This window comes from Ruegeria sp. AL1, from assembly GCF_056540905.1.
On sequence record NZ_JBQFXP010000015.1, the window covers coordinates 44,394 to 66,259 of the forward strand.

At 56.8% G+C, this 21,866-nt stretch carries 17 protein-coding genes; 8 read left to right on the forward strand and 9 right to left on the reverse strand.

The genetic code is table 11. The features are described from left to right. Genes ACRZ9X_RS20530 through ACRZ9X_RS20560 form a run of 7 tightly spaced genes read right to left on the reverse strand, consistent with a single transcriptional unit; the run spans position 1 to position 6,354 of the window. Positions 1-582, reverse strand: a complete 582-nt coding sequence (locus ACRZ9X_RS20530) for a VOC family protein (protein ID WP_480521938.1) — start codon at positions 580-582, stop codon at positions 1-3. Between the two features lie 3 nt (positions 583-585). Beyond that, complete coding sequence (locus tag ACRZ9X_RS20535) at positions 586-1,653, reverse strand: branched-chain amino acid ABC transporter permease (protein WP_480521939.1); 1,068 nt, start codon at positions 1,651-1,653, stop codon at positions 586-588. After that, the gene (locus ACRZ9X_RS20540; RefSeq protein ID WP_480521940.1) at positions 1,653-2,516 is read right to left on the reverse strand and encodes a branched-chain amino acid ABC transporter permease; all 864 of its coding nucleotides are present in this window, start codon (positions 2,514-2,516) and stop codon (positions 1,653-1,655) included. Before ACRZ9X_RS20540 ends, ACRZ9X_RS20535 begins: the two co-directional genes overlap by 1 nt. Beyond that, entirely contained in the window at positions 2,513-3,223 is a 711-nt protein-coding gene (locus tag ACRZ9X_RS20545; RefSeq protein WP_480521941.1) for an ABC transporter ATP-binding protein, read from the reverse strand. The genes ACRZ9X_RS20540 and ACRZ9X_RS20545 overlap by 4 nt, the downstream gene beginning before the upstream one ends. Continuing rightward, positions 3,223-3,942 carry an ABC transporter ATP-binding protein gene (locus ACRZ9X_RS20550; RefSeq protein WP_480521942.1) on the reverse strand — a complete coding sequence of 240 codons (720 nt, stop codon included), beginning with the start codon at positions 3,940-3,942 and terminating at the stop codon, positions 3,223-3,225. Before ACRZ9X_RS20550 ends, ACRZ9X_RS20545 begins: the two co-directional genes overlap by 1 nt. 50 nt (positions 3,943-3,992) lie before the next feature. Continuing rightward, a complete protein-coding gene (locus tag ACRZ9X_RS20555; RefSeq protein WP_480521943.1) occupies positions 3,993-5,267 on the reverse strand; it encodes an ABC transporter substrate-binding protein in 1,275 nt (424 codons plus the stop codon). Positions 5,268-5,292: 25 nt separating this feature from the next. Continuing rightward, positions 5,293-6,354: a maleylacetate reductase gene (locus ACRZ9X_RS20560; RefSeq protein WP_480521944.1), complete on the reverse strand. Its 1,062-nt coding sequence runs from the start codon at positions 6,352-6,354 to the stop codon at positions 5,293-5,295. Between the two features lie 103 nt (positions 6,355-6,457). Here ACRZ9X_RS20560 and ACRZ9X_RS20565 point away from each other — a divergent pair, with 103 nt between their 5' ends. Beyond that, a complete protein-coding gene (locus ACRZ9X_RS20565) occupies positions 6,458-7,384 on the forward strand; it encodes a LysR family transcriptional regulator (RefSeq protein WP_480521945.1) in 927 nt (308 codons plus the stop codon). Between the two features lie 378 nt (positions 7,385-7,762). Here ACRZ9X_RS20565 and ACRZ9X_RS20570 read toward each other — a convergent pair whose 3' ends face one another. Beyond that, positions 7,763-9,349, reverse strand: a complete 1,587-nt coding sequence (locus ACRZ9X_RS20570; protein ID WP_480521946.1) for a GMC family oxidoreductase — start codon at positions 9,347-9,349, stop codon at positions 7,763-7,765. A gap of 599 nt (positions 9,350-9,948) precedes the next feature. Here ACRZ9X_RS20570 and ACRZ9X_RS20575 point away from each other — a divergent pair. The 7 genes from ACRZ9X_RS20575 to ACRZ9X_RS20605 all read left to right on the forward strand — a co-directional run bounded on the left by ACRZ9X_RS20575 (position 9,949) and on the right by ACRZ9X_RS20605 (position 20,346). Next, positions 9,949-12,603: an AMP-binding protein gene (locus tag ACRZ9X_RS20575; protein ID WP_480521947.1), complete on the forward strand. Its 2,655-nt coding sequence runs from the start codon at positions 9,949-9,951 to the stop codon at positions 12,601-12,603. A gap of 439 nt (positions 12,604-13,042) precedes the next feature. Continuing rightward, positions 13,043-14,197, forward strand: a complete 1,155-nt coding sequence (locus tag ACRZ9X_RS20580; RefSeq protein WP_480521948.1) for a LacI family DNA-binding transcriptional regulator — start codon at positions 13,043-13,045, stop codon at positions 14,195-14,197. Further along, the gene (locus ACRZ9X_RS20585) at positions 14,194-15,549 is read left to right on the forward strand and encodes an ABC transporter substrate-binding protein (RefSeq protein ID WP_480521949.1); all 1,356 of its coding nucleotides are present in this window, start codon (positions 14,194-14,196) and stop codon (positions 15,547-15,549) included. The genes ACRZ9X_RS20580 and ACRZ9X_RS20585 overlap by 4 nt, the downstream gene beginning before the upstream one ends. A gap of 57 nt (positions 15,550-15,606) precedes the next feature. Further along, positions 15,607-16,839, forward strand: coding sequence for a carbohydrate ABC transporter permease (locus ACRZ9X_RS20590; RefSeq protein ID WP_480521950.1), 1,233 nt, complete (start codon positions 15,607-15,609; stop codon positions 16,837-16,839). After that, on the forward strand, positions 16,839-18,047 hold the full coding sequence (locus ACRZ9X_RS20595) for a carbohydrate ABC transporter permease (protein ID WP_480521951.1): 1,209 nt from the start codon (positions 16,839-16,841) through the stop codon (positions 18,045-18,047). The genes ACRZ9X_RS20590 and ACRZ9X_RS20595 overlap by 1 nt, the downstream gene beginning before the upstream one ends. Before the next feature lie 5 nt (positions 18,048-18,052). After that, a complete protein-coding gene (locus ACRZ9X_RS20600; protein WP_480521952.1) occupies positions 18,053-19,300 on the forward strand; it encodes an MGH1-like glycoside hydrolase domain-containing protein in 1,248 nt (415 codons plus the stop codon). After that, positions 19,300-20,346, forward strand: coding sequence for an ABC transporter ATP-binding protein (locus tag ACRZ9X_RS20605; protein ID WP_480521953.1), 1,047 nt, complete (start codon positions 19,300-19,302; stop codon positions 20,344-20,346). Before ACRZ9X_RS20600 ends, ACRZ9X_RS20605 begins: the two co-directional genes overlap by 1 nt. Before the next feature lie 382 nt (positions 20,347-20,728). Here the strand turns inward: ACRZ9X_RS20605 and ACRZ9X_RS20610 are convergent, their stop codons facing one another. Beyond that, a complete protein-coding gene (locus ACRZ9X_RS20610) occupies positions 20,729-21,736 on the reverse strand; it encodes a hypothetical protein (protein WP_480521954.1) in 1,008 nt (335 codons plus the stop codon). Between the last annotated feature and the right edge of the window lie 130 nt (positions 21,737-21,866).

Here is a 21,866-nt window from a genome sequence, read left to right on the forward strand (position 1 = left end):
TCAGGACCGTGGGTCCCAGAGGCGCCCGTCATATTCGGTCTCATAGGCTTTGCCGTCCGGGTAGCTGACCAGTTCCAACTGCATGCCCCAGGGGGCGAGGAAATAGACCCATGTTTCACCGGCGCTTGGGCCGTCGGTCATGGTGGTCGGGTTGCCGAGGACCTGAATACCCTTGTCCTGCAAATAGCTGACGGCACCTTCCATATCGGTGGTGTAAAACGCGATGTGATGCCCGCCGATATCCGAGTTGCGCGGCAGTTTCGTATCCTGATCGGGTGCGGTGTATTCGAAGATCTCGAAATTGGCGCCATTGCCGCAGCGCACCAGCCGCATCGTCGGGATCTCGGCCTTGGCGTCCACGTTCAGATGGTCTGCCATCCATGTGCTGTCGCCGCCCGAGAACGGACCGAGCGGGTAGAACACATTGCAGCCGATCACGTCCTGAAAGAAGGTAACGGCCTCATCGACGCTCGGGACTGTAAACCCCACGTGGTCTGTACCTGTCATTCCCGGCAGTGAACTGCCAGCAAATGCGCCAGTTCCCAAAGCTGTGACTGCGACCGTCAATGCGAGTGTTTTCATGGATCAATCCTCCTTGTTCAACTGCGCGCCAATCACCAGACGACGGCGCACGGGGAATATTTGAAGTCCGGTCTTCTCAGAGATCAGCCCCCAGATGCCGCGCGGTGCGAAGAGCATGACGGCGATGCCGATCAGCCCGAGCACCATGAGATACCAGGAGCCGTAGTCGGCCAGCAGGCTTTGCAGGATGAAGAAGATCAGCACGCCCAGGATCGGGCCTTCGATGGTGCCGATGCCTCCGATCACGACGATGAAGATCACATAAGCCGTCCAGTCGGTGACCGAGAACGCGGCATCAGGCGAAATCCGCAGCTTCTGAACGTAGATCAGCGCACCCGTCAGCCCGGTTCCTGCGGCTGAGACAAGATAGACCAGCCATTTCATCCGCACCGCATCCACACCGACGGATTTCGCGGCTTCAACGTTGTCTCGGACAGCAGCCAGTGCCAGCCCACGTTTTGTTCTGAGCAGCCAGTAGATACTTGCGATTGTTGCGATCACCAGCGCCAAGGCCAGCCAGTACGTCAGAATATCCCGCGCGGCCGCACCGCGAACGTCAAACGTCGTCTGAATCCATTCGGTCGCCCACATCTCACGCGTAGCCGTGCGCGGCAGAGAGGTTCCGGTGCCACCGCCGAGCACTTTCCATTGCGCCACCAGCAGGCGCATGACCTCGGCGATGACCCATGTGCCGATGGCGAAATAGGCCCCTTGCAGGCGGAAGGCGAAGAAGGCTGTGGGTATGGCGACAATCAGGGCTGCAACGCCGCCCAGCAGGATCGCGGGAACCGGGTCTATACCCCACAGGATGACACCTCCGAACATGGCGTATGCCCCCATGCCAACGAACGCTTGCTGGCCGACGGACACAAGCCCGCCATACCCCGCCAGCAGGTTCCAGAACTGCGCCAGTACAAGCATGGTGAAGATGAAGAACAGGTCTTGAATCAATCCTCGGCTGGCAAATGTCGGCAGCAGAATGAACAGGATGATCAGAGCGATACAGACAGCTCCGGCACTGTAAGATGCGCGAGTCTGAGTCTGGACGCGGTACATCGAAGTATCTGTCATCAGTCCACCGCCCTTGGAAACAGGCCTCTGGGTTTGATCAGAAGCACGACAAGAAACGCCAGGTGGCCAGCCAGGATTTGCCATTCGGGGTTGATTGCAGCCCCGACAGTCTGAGCGACGCCGATGATGATGCCCCCGATCAGCGTGCCCCACAGGCTGCCGAGGCCACCAATGATCACGGCCTCAAAAGCGTAGATCAGGCGCGCAGGACCAATATTTGGGTCAAAGTTGGCCCGCATTCCAAGATAAAGCGCCGCCAACGTGACCACGAGCATTGCGATGGCGGTCGCAGTGGCGAAGATACGTTCTGGACGGATACCCATCAGACCCGCTGTCACCGCATCGTCCGAGGTCGCGCGGAACGCCCGCCCCAATTCCGTGCGATAGAAAAGCTGGTTCAGACCGATGATGACAAGGATTGCCGATGCAAAGGTCAGCAGCGGCAGAACGCCGAGGTTCAGCGCGCCCATTTGAACGGAAGCCGTAGCGATCTCACCCGCTGGCAAACGTTGGCTATCGGCTGAGAACCCTTCGAGCAGAGCATTCTGCAAGACGACCGACAGACCGAATGTCACAAGCAAAGGCGGTAGGATATCAGGTCCCAGCACGCGGTTCAGCACATGTCTCTGCAAGGCCCAGCCGACGCCAAACATGATCGGTGCGGCAATGGTCGCTGCCAGGAACGGAGAAAGCCCAAGCAGTGAGACCAGCAGAAGGATCAGATACGCGGCAAAGACGATCAGATCCCCGTGGGCCAGATTGACCAGCCGCATAATCCCGAACACAAGGCTCAGACCTGCGGCGAACAGCGCATAGAGCCCGCCCAGCAGCACGCCCTGAATGATGGTGTCGATCCAGATCATGCCGCGGCCCCTCCGAAATAGGCGTCGTGTATGGCCTCACGGCTGAGCGTGTCTGCGGTGCCTTCCAGCGTGACGCGGCCTTCCATCATGCAATAGACGCGGTCTGCGACTTTCATCGCCTGGCCAATGTCCTGCTCCACCACGATCAGGCTGGCTCCGGCCTCCTGAATGCGAGGGACTGCGTCGTAGATGTCCTTTATGACCACAGGTGCGAGACCAAGGCTGATCTCATCACACAACAGAACGCGCGGATTGCTCATCAGGGCGCGGCCAATGGCCACCATCTGCTGTTGCCCGCCAGACAGGGCTGTGCCCGGGTGGTTGCGGCGCTCTTTCAGGATCGGGAACAGGTCGTAGATTGTTTGCAAAGACCAATGACCCGATACCTTTCGGCCATAGGTGCCGATCAGCAAGTTTTCCTCGACGCTTAGGGAAGGAAACAGGCGACGCCCTTCAGGCACCATTGCCGCCCCGCGCGCCATGATCTCATCTGCGGGCAGATCGCCGATGGGTTGCCCGTCAAAGCGCACCTGATCAGACCCGTTGGTCAGAACACCCGAGATCGAGCGCATGAGGGTCGATTTCCCGGCGCCGTTCGCGCCGATGATCGCAACGGTTTCGCCTTCGTCCAGGTTGATATCCACCTCGAACAGGGCTTGGAAATCGCCATAATGGGCGGTCAGCGCGTGGGTTTCCAGCAGGCTCATCAGACTTCGATCCCCAGATAGATTTCTTTGACTTCCCGGCTGTTCATGATCTCGTCCGGGTCACCCAGACCGATGACCTTGCCGAAATCCAGAACCAGCAGCCGTTCAACGACCGAAGTGAGCGCATGCAGGACGTGTTCGATCCAGATGATCGTCACGCCACTGCTGTGTAGCCCCTTGATCGTGTTGATCAGGGCGGTGCATTCCGCGTCAGTCAGGCCTCCAGCGATTTCATCAAGCAACAGCAGCTTAGGGTTCGTCGCCATTGCGCGGGCCAACTCCAGCCGCTTACGTTGCAGCAAACGCAAGCCGCTGGCCGGGTCATTCGCCACGTCCAGCAATTCCGTTTGCTCCAGAATTTGGGCACAAGCCTGTTCGACCTCCTGTTCAGATTTGCTCTGACCGTGCGTCGCCGCCACCAGCAGGTTTTCGAACACCGTCAGGTGATCAAATGGCTGCGGGATCTGGAACGAACGACCTATGCCCGACAGGCATCGCTGCATGGATGGCACGCGCGTCACGTCAGCCCCGTCGAAATGGATTGATCCAGTATCAGAGGTCAGGTTGCCGGTAATCAGATTGAACAAAGTCGACTTTCCAGCCCCATTCGGACCAATAATCCCAAGGGCTTGCCCCTGTTCGACGTCAAAGCTGACATCGTCCGTAACGGTCAGGGCTCCGAAGCTTTTGGAGACGTTTTTGAGCGAAAGAATGGTCATACCGGTGTTCCTGCCCCGGACTTGGGTCCGGGGCTCTGGTTTCATTGCGATCAGGAGATTTCTTCCATCACGCCCGCTGTGGGAATCTCGGGCGCAGAAGAGTTGTCGACGATCACAAGGTCATAGCTTCCATTGTCGAGCAGCCGCCATTGCCCACCGACCAAAGGCGTTTTTGCCACGTTCTGTGCCGCAAAGGGCGGCAGGCCCGCCCCATCAAAGGCGATCCGGCCGACAATTGAATCCAGTTGAGTGGCCGCAATTGCTTCGGCGACTGCATCCCCGTCACCCGCGTCATCCACACGTCCCATGACGTTGGCAGCCATTTCAAACAGCGCATGCACAAAGCCGATGGGTTGGGTCCACTGGCGACTTGTGGCGGCCATGTACCCTTGCGCCAATTCAGCCGAGCTTGCGCCAGTCAGCGACGATGAGAAGGGATGCGTCGGCGACCACCAAACTTCGGAGCTCAGGTTGTTTCCGGCATTGCCCAAGGCTTCGACTGCTTGCGGAAACAGGATGGCTTTGCCAATACTTGCGGCTTTCGGGTTAAAGCCTTGCTGCTTGGCCTGGCTCCAGAACGTTGTGAAATCAGGCGGGATGGGAACGCCGGTGACGATTTCAACATTCGCCTGCCGGAACGCGTTGATCTGGGCCGAGAAATCGTCGGTCAGGTTCTGGTACCGGCCGGGATCTGTCAGAGAATACCCCAACTCGGACAGAACCGGAGGGAAGCCGACATTGGGATCACCCCAGGCGTTGCCGTCGCCGTCATTCGGGAACAAAGCGCCGACCTGTTTGTTGGTCTCCAGCTGGTTCCACATCGCGGTGAAGACTGAGATCACATCCTCTAGCCCCCAGAAGAAATGATAGGCGTAGTAGAATGGCTCCCAACTGGCTGGATCGCCCGGGTTGCCTTGCTGGCCGATGAACCACGGCTGCCACGGGGCAACGGTCGAGATGCAGGGCAGTTCTTCGGCCTCGCAGGTGGCCGCAACAGGGTTGGTTGTTTCGGGGGTCGAGGCGACCAACATCAGGTCGATCTCATCATCCACGATCAACTCACCCGCGACGTCTGCTGCCCTGTTCGGGTTGGACTGGCTGTCCTTGACGATAACTTCGAAATTCGCGCCGGCCTCGGATGCGGCGAAGTTGTCCAGAATATACTTGTCTGCCTCGGAAAACGCGGCCAGCGGGCCAGATTGCGGGCTGACATAGCCCAGCTTGATCTTCGCTCCCTGCGCGATGGCGGGTGCGGCGAGCGCGCCGGCGGCCAGCCCGAGGCCTGTTGCGGCGCTGGATTGCAGCAATTTGCGACGTGTGATCATGTGTCCCTCCCTTGACACGGTGAACTCAAACGCTTGGGGCGGTGCCCGCCCAAGCGTTTTGCAGAAGCACCCGCAGCCCGTCAGCCGTGACGGGACGCGGATTCCAATACGGGTTCTTGAGTGCGATTTTGGTGGCGCGATCCAGATCGGCCTCGGCAAGCCCAAGGTCTTTCAAAGCCATCGGTGCGCCCATTTTCTTAGCGAAATCCCAAAGCGCCTGCCCCGGTTCGGTGCCTCCCAGAGCCTGCGAGACAGGGGTTAGAAGGTCTGGCTCACCCTCTGCGTTATAGGCGATTGCGTGAGGCAGAACGATCGCATGGGTTTCCGCGTGCGGCAGGTTGAAGGACCCACCCAGCGTGTGGCACAGCTTGTGATGCAGCGCCATTCCGACCAGGCCAAGCACTGTGCCGCAGGCCCATGCGCCACGCAGCGTTTCTTCTCTGGCTTGCAGGTCGTTGAGGTTTTCGACAACGGTTGGAAGACCCTCTGCAAACGCCCTCAGGCCGTCGATAGCCAATTCTGTGGTCTGCGCTGTTCGGTCCTTGGCATACAGCGCCTCGGCGGCATGAGCCATTGCGTTCAAAGCGCTGGTCACAGTCATTGCGGGTGGCAATGACGCCACAAGTTCGGGATCGTACAGAATGACCCGCGGCAGAACCGTCCGGTCCGTGACTGTGGTCTTGATACCACCTTCGGTCTGACCCAGGATCGGAGTAGCCTCACTGCCGGCATATGTGGTCGGAATGGCGATCTGTGGTAGCCCCGTGCGCAGTGCTATCGCTTTTCCCAACCCAATGGTCGAGCCACCTCCGATGGAAACGATGCTATCGGCTTGAACGGACTGTGCATGTTCGACAGCTTCGGCGGTCACGTCGACCGGGGTGTGCATTGAAGCGCGGGTAAAGACACCCGCCGCACGATCACCGATCGTGGTTGCCAGTTCCATCGCCATGTCCGCTTGTTGCGGCGTCGAAAGTACCAGCGTCTTGTCAGACCCAAGCTCGGCCAGCTCAGTGCAAATTGCATTGCGTACCCCCTGCCCAAACTGGACTTTCTGTCCGTTGATGCTGGTTATGTTGGGGGCCATGGGACGGGTTCCTGTCCTGCGTGAAATTGCGGGTTGGTGCGACGCTAGCAGGCCAAGAATGCGCGCTTGATCGAATTCTCTACGCTCAATATAACTTCGGGTTATGAAGCTGGACCCAAGACACCTGGAAATTCTCGCCGCCATTGTCGAAGCGGGCGGTTTGACAGAGGGCGCTGTTTTACTTGGAAAATCCCAACCGAGCGTATCCAGAAGCGTGTCTTTACTGGAAGAGCGGGTGGGAGAACCGCTCTTCCTGCCGACGCGCAGACCGCTGCAACCAACCGAGTTGGGGCTTGCACTGGCGCAGGAAGGTCGTCGCATTTTGGATGCAGGTCGTATTGCCAGCCGTCTGGTAGAGGAATACCGTCAGGGTTTGGCGGGCGCGGTCCGTGTCGCCGGAACTCCGATCTTTATGGACGGTGTGATCTCAAGTGTGATTGCAGAGTTTCAGGCCGATCATCCCAATATCAGGATTGATCAGTCTTACGGATATCCAGCCGAACTTTTGTCCCAGCTTTCTGGTGAAACTCTGGATGTGGCAATCCTGCCAATTCGTCCGGCAGACGTGGCTGACGAATTCGAGTTTCGTCAGATTCTACCGGGCCGCAATGTCATCGCCTGCCGTGCTGGCCACCCCTTGGCGCGCAAAAAAGAAGTCAAGCTGGACGACATCACCGAATATTCCTGGATAGCACCACCAGCGAACAGCCCGCTGTTTCGGGACTTGAGGAACACATTGGACGGCATTGGAGTTCGCGATCTCAAAATCAGCTTCACCGGGGGATCACTGAGCGCGGTCGCCAATGTTCTGACAGGCTCGGACTCGCTTACTGTGCTGCCGTTTTCTGTCGTGTTCATGATGCAGCGCCAGAATACCCTGACCTCACTTCCAATTAAGATCGGTGACCCTGATAGACACTTGGGCTGCCTTACACTTCGCGATCGCGTCATGTCGGCTTCTTCGAACCGGTTTCTCAGGTTTGTCGAACGTAAATTCCAGATGCTGGATCGATTAATTTGTAAGGCCTGAGTGTTTTCAGGACGTTGGTATTTTCGGACGAGGCGAAGCCTGCCGTTTAATGCCAGACACATTCGAACCAGTCTTGGTCACACTCCTACCATCACACATTCTGTCGGTCATCATCGACCTTCACAGCACCATTTTACGAAAGCTCAGTGAGCATGGCGTTGCGGGGGATAAATGCCCCAACGAACGGCAGGACGCGAGGTTTCTACAGTCAGTGACAAATTTCGCAACGCACTCTTTTTTGGCCTCAATTCTGCCGAATGGCCGATAGACGCAACGATCCCTCGTTGTTTGATAGCTCCGGCAGATGAACATGCGGATCACTCCACACTGCATAATCTCCGGCAGTTCGGGTATGGGTCCAAAACTGCTTAACTATCCTCAGAAAGAATGATCTTCGCGGATCATGTCGCTGGCCTTTTCGCCGATCATGATCGCCGCAGCATTGGTGTTGGATGATACAACCGTCGGCATGATCGAGTTATCGACCACGCGCAGACGTTCGATCCCATTGAATCGCAGGCGAGGGTCGACAACGGCACCCTCATCCGCACCCATTCGGCAGGTTCCCGCGCAATGGTGCGAGGTTTTGGAGTGTTCGCAGATGTGGTTGAAGTATTCCTCATCCGTCTTGACGTCTGGCCCCGGCAAACGGATGGCTTTGACGTACGGGGCCAACGCGCTTTGCGAGAGGATCTCTTGTGTCAGTTTCAACCCCCGGATCGACATCTCTCGGTCTTGTGGATCTTGCAGATAATTGGGATCCAGGAGCGGCGCTTTGCCCGGGTCAGCGCTTTTTAGACGTACGGTGCCGCGGGACCGTGGCCGCAAGTAGCAAGAGTTAAGAGTGACGCCGCCGTTGGGCATTGCCTCAACCCCTTTTTCGATGCCTGTGCCCAGCCCCAGATGAAACTGGATATCTGGCGAGCGCGCGTCGGGGTCTGCGTACCAGAAGCCACCGGTTTCAAACAGGCTGGATGCCACCGGGCCTGTGCGTGTCAGCAGGTATTGAAGACCTGCAATCAAGCTCAAATGCGGCTTGGTGTACCGGTCATAGGTATGTGGGCCGGTCACTTCGGCGATACAATAGAGGTCCAGATGATCCTGAAGGTTCTCGCCGACATTGGCCTGATCCAGTACCACGTCGATCCCCAATCCGCGCAGATGATCCGCCGGACCGATCCCTGACAGTTGCAGCAGACGCGGTGTACCAATGGCACCGCTGGAAAGGATCACCTCTTTGTCCGCGTGCAGGGTTGTTCCGTCCATCAACAGCACGCCTCTGGCAACCCCATTTTCCACCACAATCCGGGCGACCTGCGTCCCCAACCTGCGGGTCAGGTTTCCGCGCCCCCGGATCGGCGCAAGATAGGCCATCGCCGCCGAGGACCGGCGCGCATGTTTCTGATTCAGTTGATAGAAGCAGACGCCATCCTGCTTTTCGCCGTTGATATCCTCATTCCTGGGAATACCCAGCTGCCCGGCGGCCTCAAAATACGCCTCGCAAATCGGCAGTGGAGCCGAGGGCTGCGAGACGCCAAGTGGTCCGCCTTGCCCGTGGTATTTGTTGTTGTAGGTGTCGTTGTCCTCGGCCCTGCGGAAAAAAGGCAGGACATCGTCATAAGACCAACCCTCGCACCCCATCTGACGCCATTCGTCATAGTCCTGTGCATTGCCGCGTGTGTAGATCTGTGCGTTAATGGCTGATCCACCGCCAATGACCTTAGCCTGCGTATAGTTGAACACCCGGTTCTGCATGTATCTTTGCGGGACCGTTTCCCAACCCCAGGACCCGATCCCCTTGGTCATCTTCGCAAAACCTGCGGGCAAATGATAAAACGGATGCTGGTCGCTGCCGCCCGCCTCCAGCAACAGAACGCGCACATCCGGGTTTTCTGACAACCGCGCGGCCAGCGCACAGCCGGCCGATCCACCGCCAACGATGATAAAGTCATATGCAGCTGTCATAGCAATTCACCCCTTCAACCGGTGGATGGACAGGCCTCCAATCGGTATGACGGCCCCATTGGTAAACATCTTCAGATTCTAGACAAGAGGAACCAAAGCCCCGGCAATACCGTCCGACGCACGAACGCCAGGCGGGACCTAGCCCCTCTTCGCAGTGCACGTGATCTTGAAGCCTGCAGCCATGTCAACAGAGGTGATCCGGGGCCGCAGGTTCAACACCCCTACTCCTTCCTCCCCCAGATGGTGGCCACGACACAACTTTGTCCAAGTTCAATTAGCTGTATGTTTTGTTGTGAGCCAGAAGCCGTTTCCACGTTGCGACGAACTGGTCTTCTCTCAAGAAGCGAGACTCCGTGCAGCTATCCGCGTGGACGATTGCGCTCAGTATCAAATCCAAAGTCTTGATACGCACAGCAGAAACTAAAAAACCGCAGCACTCAGAGCAAAACATCCAAATTGCCACACTTTCTGCACATAGCTGTGACATCTCATTGAACCCAACACAAACGCTCAGATACGAAGTTGTGGCATAGCAAAGCACAAACCGCTTGTATGTGATGTGGTTCAAATTTCTTACGTGATTACAAGGCTCTAATTTAATGAACGAAGATTGGCACGAGCTGTTCTTTTGGGAAACCCTTGAGACGTTCGGAGACAAAATCGCCCTGATTCACTGTTCCGGTTCGATGACCTATCTCGATTTGGCAGAACAGGCCGACAAATGGGCGGTCGATGCGAAAAAAGTTTGTGGAACAGAACGCCCGATCGTTTCGCTGGAAGCATCAAACCACCCTATGGCTGTCGTCGCCTATCTTGGCGCTTTGCGGCAAAACTGGCCAATCATACTGACAGAGCCCAATCGCCCATCGGCGCGGGATAGCATACAGCGCGCATTCGAGCCAAACCTGACGGTTTCTCACCGCGACGGCAAACTCAATACGCAAGTTGGTTCGAGCCTGCAGGCCGAGATGTCGCCCGAGCTTCGGATTCTGTTGTCGACATCGGGAACAACCGGCTCGGCCAAACTGGTTCGCCTTTCAGACCGGAATATCGCTTCGAATACCTGGTCCATTGTCACGTATTTGTCGCTGACCGATGAGGATGTTGCGATAACCTCTTTGCCCTGGTTTTACTCATACGGCATGTCGGTGCTGAACACACAACTGGCTGCGGGCGGGACGTGCATACTGACCGACCATCCAACGACAGCGGATGAGTTCTGGAATTTGGCACGGCGCTTTGACGTCTCTGTTCTGCCTCTGGTGCCGCTGCAGATTGAACTGTTGGAAAAGTCGGGCTTCACCAACACAAAACTGCCCAGCTTGCGCCTGATCTTACAAGCCGGGGGCAAGCTGCCGCAGGACCTCGCGCGTTCCTTCAGATCGTTATCGGTTCGTGAGGGCTGGGGCTTTATCCCGATGTACGGGCAGACCGAGGCATCGCCTCGAATATCGTATGTCCCACTCGGAGCGGCCCCAGATGAAATCGACACGATCGGTCAGGCCATCCCCGGCGGTGAGCTTACGATCGTAGCCGAAGACCAAAGCGTGATTTCCGCGACCAATACAGCCGGCGAACTGGTTTATCGGGGCCCGAACGTCATGATGGGCTATGCGACCAGTCGAAGAGACCTTGGACACGGGCATGAATTGTCCGAACTGAGAACCGGCGATATCGCCGAAAGGACCAAGGACGGCTTTTTCAGAATCGTTGGCCGCAAGTCCAGATTCATCAAGCCCAACGGGCTGCGCATCAACCTTGATGATGTCGAGGCGTATCTCAGATCGGATCAGATTGCTGCGTATTGCAGTGGAACAGACGATTTGCTGGCGGTCTTTGTGATTGGATCCCAATCGGAGCCCTCGCTTGAGGTTCGCCTGAGGGACAGGTTCAAGCTTGGAACCAATCAGGTCAAGATTGAGTATCTGGACCAGGCGCCGACATTGCCATCCGGCAAGATCGATTACCGTGCACTTCGGACACAGGCCGAAAAAATTGAGGCTTCTTCCGATACGAGCACTGACGATTTCCTGTCGGTCTTGAAACATGCCTTGCGGGTCGAATACATCGACCTGTCGAAATCCTTCAGCGATTACGGCGGTGACAGCCTTTCCTATCTCGAGGTTGAGCTGTTTCTGAGCAGTAAGGGACACGATGTTCCGGAAGGGTGGGAAAGAAGACCGCTTGCAGACCTGGTTGCACTCGAAAGCAATGAGACCCCCAAGGACATTCAGCCCTCGCGCGCGGTGCCGATGGAAATGGTGTTCAGGGTCGCAGCCATTTGTGTGATATTGGCCAATCATTCGACCCAGTTTTATCTGGGCGGTGGCGCCTATTTTCTGCTTGTCCTCAGCGGCTATTCCATCGCCAGATTCCAGAGCGAGTCTTTGTTCAAGGGCGACGTTTTGCGCGTCGCCTTGCGATCCATGGGTAAGGTGCTTCTTTGGTATTACCTGATCCTGATACTTGTGCACTTCGCCTTGACACCAGTAAAGGCTGACTGGTGGTTGTTGTTCGGGAATTACGATGAAACCAGAAACAACGGCACAAAAATCCATTTCTACTGGTACATTTCCGCTTTGGTGCAAGTTGTGGCCCTTGCCTGCCTGCCCTTCCTGATCCCAAAGGTGCGCAGGTGGGTTGCGGGCTCTCCACTTGCAGCCGGGGCGGTTATTCTGATTTGCGCCTCTCTTGCGTTTGAATATGCAGGGGTAATGGAAATTGAAGCAGCGCACAGGTTGCGGCACACGGTCGGAGCCTTCCAACTTGCTGCACTGGGGTGGTGTTTGTTCTACGCCCAGACAAAAGACAGCAAAATTGTCTTGTCCTTTGTTGTCGTGGCTCTTTTGGCCACACATTGGCGCGATGCCGCGCCACTGGCTCTTATGTTCATTTCGATTGGGTCGATCGGAATTCTCTTTGGGTTCAAAGTTTATCTGAAACCGGCCCTGGCGACCGGAGTGGCCTACTTGGCCAGCTTGACGCTGTTTATTTACCTGTTTCATCCGTTTGTTCTGGCCGTTGTCCAACGTTTCGGCCAAGGGGCATCGGATGAACGCTGGTCAAACATGTCTATGTTCGCAGCGACTTTGATCGGATCAGTTTGCATTGCAGCTTTGGCGCAATTGGTTACCCGGATGCTGGAGCCGATCTTCTCTCCTGTGTGGACAGCCATTTTGGCAAGAAGTTTTTCCTCAGGAAAATGGCCAGGCAAAGATGTGCGAGCCAACAGGTATGGAACATCTTCTCGCTAGACCCCGCGTGAGTTGAATTGGTGCTATTTGAAAGATGCATCGCATACATTGGATTTGGATTTACACGCACGTCGTATGATGCTTGTAGCGTTCAAACATGTTCCAGTTTGGTCTTTCAAAAAGGGGGTCACTTCCCCAAGAAAGTGAGATTTGACGAAGAGTTCCTTTATCAAGGCTAAACAACTTCCGTTACGGTCGACTACGCCACAATGTATAGGGTAAGTGCAAAATATTTGTCCGTGGCCGCAGTACGGGCACACGCCCAAAAGCGTTTTACCCAATTGGACATACGCTGACCTCACCAACACAATTGCCGAACAATTTTCTGCCATAGCGTTGGGCCTTGCTTGGCATAGCCGAAGATTGTTCTTTTGGCATTTTGCACAAATTTTTGACTTTTGTGTTGCCGAAACCGGTTTCGGAACAAAAAATGCAAAGGGTGACTACGAATCTTTCATATCACTCGCGCAAACCTGCAGATCGCGCTTCGGGTCCGGGCCGGGTCAAAATTGACGAACTTGCTGCACATCTGGGTTTATCGAAAAGCACGGTGTCGCGCGCCCTGAACGGCTATCCAGACATTTCGCAGATCACGCGAAAAAGGGTCGAAAAGGCTGCCCGCACGATGGGATACCGCCCGCTAAGTCACGCGCAGGCTATCCGCACCGGTCAGGTGCGCGCGATTGCCATGGTGCTGAATGCTGACGAACCGGACCAACACAACCCTTTCTTGCAGGATTTTCTGGCTGGTGCTTGTGACGCCGCAAGTAAACTTGACTGGACAATGACGATTTCAACCGCCGCATCCGAGCAGGACACTCTGAAGGTGCTCAACCGCCTGTTTGAAGAGCGCAAGGCCGACGGTTTCATTTTGCCGCGCACTGCTGTGAAGGACGCCCGTGTCGGACTGCTGCGCAGGCTTGAGGTGCCCCATATCCTGTATGGGCGCACAGGCTACGGCCAACCGAACAGGTGGGATGACACCTCGTGGTTCGACATTGCGGGGGAAAGCGCGATGCGCAACGCCGTTTTGCGGCTGAGCGATTTCGGACATACTCGTATCGGTTTTGTCGGCAGCGACCCCAAGTTTAACTACGCCCATCTGCGCCGTGAGGGCTATGTCGAAGGCCTGCAAGCCGCCGGTCTGCCGCTGATCCCGGAACTGATCCGCGAGGGTGCGCGTACGCGTAAAGATGGCGCAGCGCAGGGACGGGCTTTGGTGGCGCTGGATCAGCCTCCGACCGCTATTGTCTTTGCAACCGATCTGGCCGCGCTGGGTTTCTGCGCGGATGCGCAGGATCAGGGGTTCGAGATCGGGCGCGACATCTCGGTGATTGGCTATGATGGCGTGCCGGAATGCCAATATGCTCGTCCGGCGCTCACCACCTTTTCGGTGGACTCCCACAACGCTGGACAACGGTTGGCAACATTGTTGATCCAGCAAATCCGGGGCGCCGACCCTTCGACTTTACACGAACTGACCGACGCCACCCTTGTCGAGGGGGGATCGGACGGTCCGCCAAGACTGACACCGGAAGAACTGGCGCAGAAACGACAATATCTGACAAACCAAAAACGGGGAGACCAACAATGAAATTGACATCCACAGCGTCCAGACTGCTGCTGGGAACATCGCTTGCTCTTGTACTGACTACCGTGTCAGCGCAGGCGGACACGATCCGGTTCTGGACAACCGAAGAACAGCCCGAGCGACTGGCCAAACAGCAGGAAATGGCGGACCAGTTCAAAGCTGAAACCGGCACCACGGTCGAGGTGATCCCTGTTACCGAAACCGATCTGGGCACCCGCGCCACCGCAGCTTTTGCCGCCGGAGACCTGCCAGATGTGGTCTATCACCCGCTGCAGTACGCCTTGCCCTGGGCCGAGGCTGGTATTCTGGACACCGAAGCCGCCACCGAGGTGATCGAAGAGCTGGGTGCTGACACATTCGCGCCCGGAGCGTTGGGCATGGCGGCCTTTAATGGTGAAACCGCCTCTGTCCCCGTTGATGGTTGGACGCAGATGGTTGTCTATCGGAAAGACCTGTTCGACGACGCAGGGCTGGACGCGCCCAGTTCTTTTGCGGCGGTCGAGGCTGCGCTGGAAAAACTGCACAACCCGCCTGAGATGTACGGCTTTGTCGCAGCCACCAAGGTGGACGAGAACTTCATGAGCCAGGTGCTGGAGCATGTCTTTCTTGCCAATGGCGTCTCGCCGGTTGGCGCGGACGGCTTCCAGCCGCTGGATGAGGCCAAAACCACCGAGGTTCTGGATTTCTACAAGGCGATCTCAAACGCCTCCCCTCCGGGCGAGCTGTTCTGGAAGCAATCGCGCGAGCTGTATTTCGACGGCAAAGCGGCGATGATCATCTGGTCGCCCTTCATTCTGGACGAATTGGCCGGCCTGCGCGACAGCGCCCCGCCGACAATCAACGATGATCCGACCTCGCGCGATCTGGCCTCCAAGACTGGCATTGTCACCAACTTTTCGGGCCCGTCCAACCCCGATGGCGCGGCCTGGGGTGATGTTCGGTATTTCGGCATCACCAATGACGCCGATACCGACGCCGCCATGGAGTTCGTCAAATTCGCCATGGATGACGGCTATACCCAAACATTGGCCATCGCGCCCGAGGGCAAGTTCCCGGTGCGTCGCGGCAATGCCGACAACCCAACCGCTTTCTCGGACGCATGGGCAGAACTGCCCGTTGGTGTGGACCGCAAGGCCCCGCTGGGTGAGTTGTATGATCAGGCGATGATCGACGAAATCGTTGGCGGTCTGGATGTGGCGCAGCGCTGGGGCGTTGCCGAGGGTCAACTGGCCCTGGCATCCAAGATGATCAACAGTCAGGCCATCAACCGCGTCGTGCGTCAGTATATCGACGATGAGATCGACGCCGCTGCCGCCGTTGCCGCCATGAACGAAGAACTCGCCAAGGTGCAATAACCTTGTGACTTTTGCAGCGGCGGTTGCGCCGCTGCACTCAACCCTTCGAGGTATCCCATGACTTCGGCCACCCCACCGACCGGAACCGGGGCGCTTGCCAAACGCGAGGCGCGTCTGGCCTGGGCACTGCTGTCTCCGACCGTGATCAGCGTCTCGCTTGTGGTGATCCTGCCTTTGCTGGCGATCTTCTGGATCAGCTTCAAGCCGTTCACCCTGTCTGACCTGCGCCCGCCCGCGCCTGTGGTGCGCGAAAGCCTGCGCGGATCGGGTGACGACCTGCGCATCGAATACCGCCTGCGCAACTCCAGTCAGGAGATCGCCGTCGAAGGCGTGACCCTGACCGACGTTCTGCCAGATGGCGTCACCGCCGGAGAGGTCGCCGCGCCCTGCGTTCTGGACGGGCCAAACCTGTTTTGCGATTTCGGCACACTGGAAGGCGGCCAGCGCGAGCGCATCCGCATCCCGGTCACCGTGGACGGGGACCCTGACGCATTCGAGGATCTGATCGAAGCCTCAGAGCCCGGTGTCACCGGAAGCGGGCCGAACATTCTGACGAACTTCGAGTTCAGCCTTGAAAACTATGCCCGCGTTTTTGACGGGGATGAGTTCTGGGGCGTGCTTTGGGTGACGCTGTTCTACACCGTCTTTGGCACCATCGGGGCGCTGGTGATGGGGCTTTTTGCGGCTTTGTTGCTGAATAAAAGCTTCAAAGGGCAAGGGATCATACGGGGCCTGTACCTGTTTCCATATGTGGCCCCGGTCATTGCTGTGGCTTTCACGTGGGTCACGCTGTTCGATCCGTTCTCGGGCTCGGCCAATGCCTTGTTGGTACAGATGGGCCTGAGCAGCGAACCGATCAACTTTTTTGGCGAACGCCCCCTAGCACTGATCATGGTGACGGTGTTTGAGATCTGGCGCTATTTCCCGCTGTCCTTCCTGTTCATTCTGGCGCGGATGCAATCCATCGATAGCAGCATGTATGAGGCAGCGGATATGGACGGGGCCTCGCCGTTCCAGAAATTCTGGCTGCTGAGCATCCCGCAGCTTCTGGGCATCCTGTCGGTACTGTTCCTGCTGCGCTTCATCTGGACGTTCAACAAGTTCGACGACATCTTCCTGCTGACCGGCGGCAACGCGGGCACCCGCACGCTGACCGTGAATGTCTATGAACAGGCCTTTGCGATTTCCAACATCGGCGCGGGCGCGGCTGTTGCCGTCGTGATCCTGATGTGCCTGATCGCCTTCAGCTTCGTCTTCTTCCGCTTTATCAGCCGCGAGGAGGGTTTGTGATGCGCAAAGGGTATATCACGGCCCCGGTTCTGGGCGCGCTCTGGCTTGTGGTGATCGCCACATCGGTCGCCATTACCATGTCATTCTCGACCGGGGCGGCGTTCCGTCCGCAGGTCCTGCTCTGCCTGATCTGGGGGGCTGTGGCCGGTCTGGTCTATGTCCGCTTCCCGGCGCAGCGCGCTCCGGCCCGTTTGGGGATTTCAGCGCTGTTGGGCCTGTCCTGCCTGACCAGGTTCGGGCCGGTTCTGATCGACTCGGACACGTCGCTGCAGGCGGTATTGGTCACTGTGGTTGCGATGGCGGTTGTCATGCACCTGTCCTTGGCGGCAATTCTGAAGGAAACACCGTTCGCAGAGCTGACCCGCCATGAATATGAAGAGGCCGTGATCCGGTTCTGCACCGGCTTCGGCTATATCTTCTTCACCGCGATCGTAGTCATCCCGTTCTATGTGATGGTGATGACCAGCCTGAAATCGCAACAGGCCTTGTTGCAGAACCCGCTGGATTTCTCGGTCGACCTGTCCCAAGGCACGGCATTGTTCCGCAGCTACACCGAACTGTTCCGCGATTTCAATTTCGGCACCTATCTGTGGACCTCGCTGTATGTCTCGGTCCTGACGGTGTTCATCACCCTGCTGTTCAGCGTCCCCGGCGCCTATGCCGTCGCACGGTTCCGCTTTAAAGGGCAAAAGGCGTTCTCACGCTCGATCCTGCTGATCTACATGGTGCCGATGATCGTGCTGGCGCTGCCGATCTATATTGCCTTCTCGCTGACCGGGTTGCGCAACTCGATCCTTGGCATCGTTATGATCTATCCGGTCACAACGATCCCGGTCGCGCTGTATATGCTTCAAGGCTATTTCCGAGGTCTGCCGACCGAAGTGGAAGAGGCCGGTCTGATGGATGGCCTGTCGCGGCTGGCGGTGATCTGGAAGATCACCCTGCCGCTCAGCCTGCCTGCGCTGGCGTCGGTGTCGCTCTATGTCTTCATGATCGCCTGGAACGAGTTCCTGCTGGCCTTCATGCTGCTGGACGATCCGTCGAAATTTACCCTGACCCGAGGCGTCACAATGCTGAACTCCTCGGAAATTCCCCGACAGCACCTGATGGCCGGTGCGGTGATCGCCACCGTTCCCATCATGGCGCTGTTTCTGGGACTTGAACGTTTCATGACCAAGGGCCTGACTGCGGGGTCCGTCAAAGGATGACTGAGATGAACTACTATACGAGCCCGACTGAATCGGCCCGCAACATTCTGATTGCCAATGATCGCGGTGGTTATACCATCCCCACCAGTGGCCTTTACCCATATCAGTGGAACTGGGACAGCGCCGTCGCTGCACTGGGATTTGCCGAGTTCGACATCAATCGCGCATGGGTCGAGCTTGAGACGCTGTTCTCGGGCCAGTGGGCAGATGGTATGGTCCCGCATATCCTGTTTCACAAACCTGATCCCGGGTATTTTCCCGGCCCAGATGTGTGGGGGGGCACTGGGCCTATTCCTTCTTCGGGGATCATCCAGCCTCCGCTGGCGGCAACCATGGCGCGGCGCGTGCTAGAGATGGACCGAACCGCAGGGGCCGAACGGATGCGCGCCCTGTTCCCCAAATTGCTGGCCTGGCACCGCTGGGTCATGACCTGGCGGCTGGACGATCATGGCGCCGTGTGCACCACGCACCCGTGGGAAGCTGGACGCGATAATGCCCCCGATTGGGACAACACCATGGCCGCGATTGATGCATCGGACGTAGGCGAATATCAGCGCCGCGATACGAGTCACGTAAACAGTGCCGATCGGCCGACGAAATACGACTATGACCGCTACATCAAGCTGGTTCAGATTGGTCGCGAAGCCGGTTGGGACCAAGCCAAGCTGCTGGAGCTGAACCCGTTCCGTGTCGCCGACCCCACCATGAGCTTCACTACGTTACGCGCAGCCCGGGATCTGCTGCTCGTCAGTACAGAGCTGGGGATGGAGGCCGAAGGTCTCGACGCGGATATAGCCAGATTGGAGGCAGGAGCGTGGTCTCTTTGGAACGACACGCTTGGTGCGTTTGATGCACGCGATGCGCATACCGGACAATGGGCACAGAGTGTCTCGAACGCCAGCTATCTGTGCTGGTACGCCGGGATCGACTCGGCCCCTATGCTAGAGCGGGTCAAAACGGTTCTGACCACGGTTCCGCACCCGATCCCGAGCTATGATCCGGGCTTGCCCAAATTTGACGCGCGTCGGTATTGGCGTGGCCCGACATGGGCGTTCATGAACATGCTGACGGGTTTTGGATTGGCCGAGATGGGTCATGGAGTCGAGGCCGAGACCCTGCGTCTGAAAACCGCCCGCCTGATCGCAGAGCATGGTTTTGCCGAGTATTTCGATCCTTTGACAGGAGGTCCAGCGGGCGGCGACTCGTTCACATGGACCGCCGCCGTCTGGTTGCATTGGGCAGGGAGGAACTAATGGGCAGTATCGAACTCAGCGCTGTCGAGAAGTGGTTCGGCGAGGTGCAGGTCATCAAGGGCATCGACCTGCTGATCGAAGAAGGTGAGTTTGTGGTTTTCGTCGGCCCCTCGGGCTGCGGCAAATCCACCTTGTTGCGGATGATTGGCGGTCTTGAGGATATCTCGCGCGGGTCGTTGCTGATCAACGGAGATGACGTCACGGATCATCCTCCGTCAAAAAGGGGGCTGACCATGGTGTTCCAGTCCTATGCGCTTTATCCCCATCTGACGGTGGCCGAGAATATGGGTTTCTCGTTAAAGGTCGCGGGCGAGTCCAAAGCGGATATTGCCGAGCGCGTGGGCAAAGCGGCCGAAGTCCTCAAGCTCGAGCCCTACCTGGAGCGACGCCCCAAGGATTTGTCAGGAGGTCAGCGCCAGCGCGTTGCCATCGGACGCTCGATTGTGCGGGACCCCACTGCATTTCTGTTCGACGAGCCATTGTCTAATCTCGATGCCGCTTTACGAGTCGAAATGCGTTATGAGATCGCCAAACTGCATCAAAGCTTGAACCGTACCATGATCTACGTAACCCATGATCAGGTCGAGGCGATGACTTTGGCCGATCGGATCGTTGTGCTGGAATTCGGCAAGATCGCTCAGGTCGGGACCCCACGCGAACTGTATGAACGCCCAGCAAACCTGTTCGTTGCGCAGTTCATCGGCAGCCCAAAAATGAACGTCATTCCGTGCACAGTGTCTGAATCCGAGTTCCAACTGGAAAATGGAGGTCGTGGTCCGTTCGACCGGGGCGGTGCGGCCACGAAGCTGGGCATCCGTCCCGAGCACATCACCGCGGTGGAACCCGGTACCGGTCACAGCGACGGGATGGTCGAGGTGGTCGAATACCTCGGGGCTGACATGTTCGTCATTGTCGATTGTGGGACCGAGGAAAAGGTCACTATTCGGCTTGGCGGGGACACAGATATCAAAGCAGGGACCAGAATAGGCCTACATTTCGCGCCGGAAAAACTCCAGTTCTTCGACGCAGATGGGCAAGCGCTTTGATTTTTTTCTGATCATGTGAAATCCCCGACTGGCTTCGGCATACCAATTTGGAATGTTCCACTCGGTACAGTCGCAAACTCTTCTCACAGTTGTGTTTCCGAGTGCGGTTTCCATATCGCGCATTCGGATCGTCAGCAACTGTGAAAACTCTGTACTGGAAGGCCAATCCGAACTGGGGTTCTTGCTGGACCCACAACCGCGCAATGTATTGACCGCATTCTCCGATCCGCATTTAGACAAGACGCAGCCTGAATTTGACCTTCAAAACTAGACTTTTCAGATCTTGAGAAACGGACAGTTTCGGCATTGAACTGCTTTCTCTGCAGCTGCATTGCTCCATACGCGTTCAGGTGGCTAAAGAGGGGAATTCACGCAAAATGGTCTATCTGTAACCCCAGATACAATCAGTTGCAGTTCCTAGGCTTATTGCTTCAAACATTGGCTTCCTTCCCTTTGATACGTCTTTGGCCATTCGCCGCAATAGTGGAGCTGAAGGGCTATTCGGGTTCTTGCAGACGTAAATGGGTATCCAACCGAGCGACCAAGTGTGGTTTTTCCTCCGGTAGCCGTCGAAACCGGGTGGTCTGCTTGCGACGACATCAGCCCACCAATTGACCGCGTCATGAACGTTTCGCCCTTTGTAAGAAGTGTTGAAAGCATCAATGCCAAGGTTCTCCAACATCGCAGCACCCTCGATAACGGGCGCCAAGGTCTCATTATACTCGTCTTCCATACTTAGTTCGCTCAGCGGTACATCTTTGTGGTCTTTGTGTCGCGTAAGATTGCCAGTGCTGCCAATCAAATATGGAAGTGCCTGCTGCCAGTTTCTCTGACCGGCTTTTATCAATCGTTTATCGTTCGTGACTGAACCCCAACTGATGAGCGCAACACCGGACGCAGCCCGGCTGTCAGCGGCACTATTTCCCTTAAGCTGTTTTTGATTTTTCACCATTGGAGCGCCCCAAGCGATTAATGTCGCCCGCTCCTCAGCAGTAAGTAGGCCTTTGGAATCCATGAAAGTAATATACAAAGCCGTGAGTTTTAAAATTGTGGATTGAATATAAAAAGGAGAATTCCCTGACTTGTATGTCCCTCTAGTGTACGTCTTTGCCCGAGCGACTTCCAAAATGTAGTTCTTGAAACCTTGAACGTCCTTACCTGCCATTGTTCGCGATAAGCCTATCCCGTAGTAGTGCGTGAAATTGACTCCGTCGTCATTCGGAAATGGGCGACGCACAATTTGCTGCGACAAGGTAAAAGAATTGACGCCTGAAAAACTGCCGCCGCATCCAGTGAGATTAGTGGGTGGAGTCCAAAAAGAGCTGTCCTGGGCACGGGCAGTTGCTGGAAAGAGCAACAAAACAAAAATCAAAAACGCCGGAAAATTCATGAAAGACGAGCCTCATTTTTTTGGTTCACCTTTCAAACTGACCAACCCCCTACGGCAATGTCAAATGGCAATCGTTCGCCATCCAAGAGCAACGGTTTGGGCGCCAGGCAGATGAATCTCAATAAGTCGT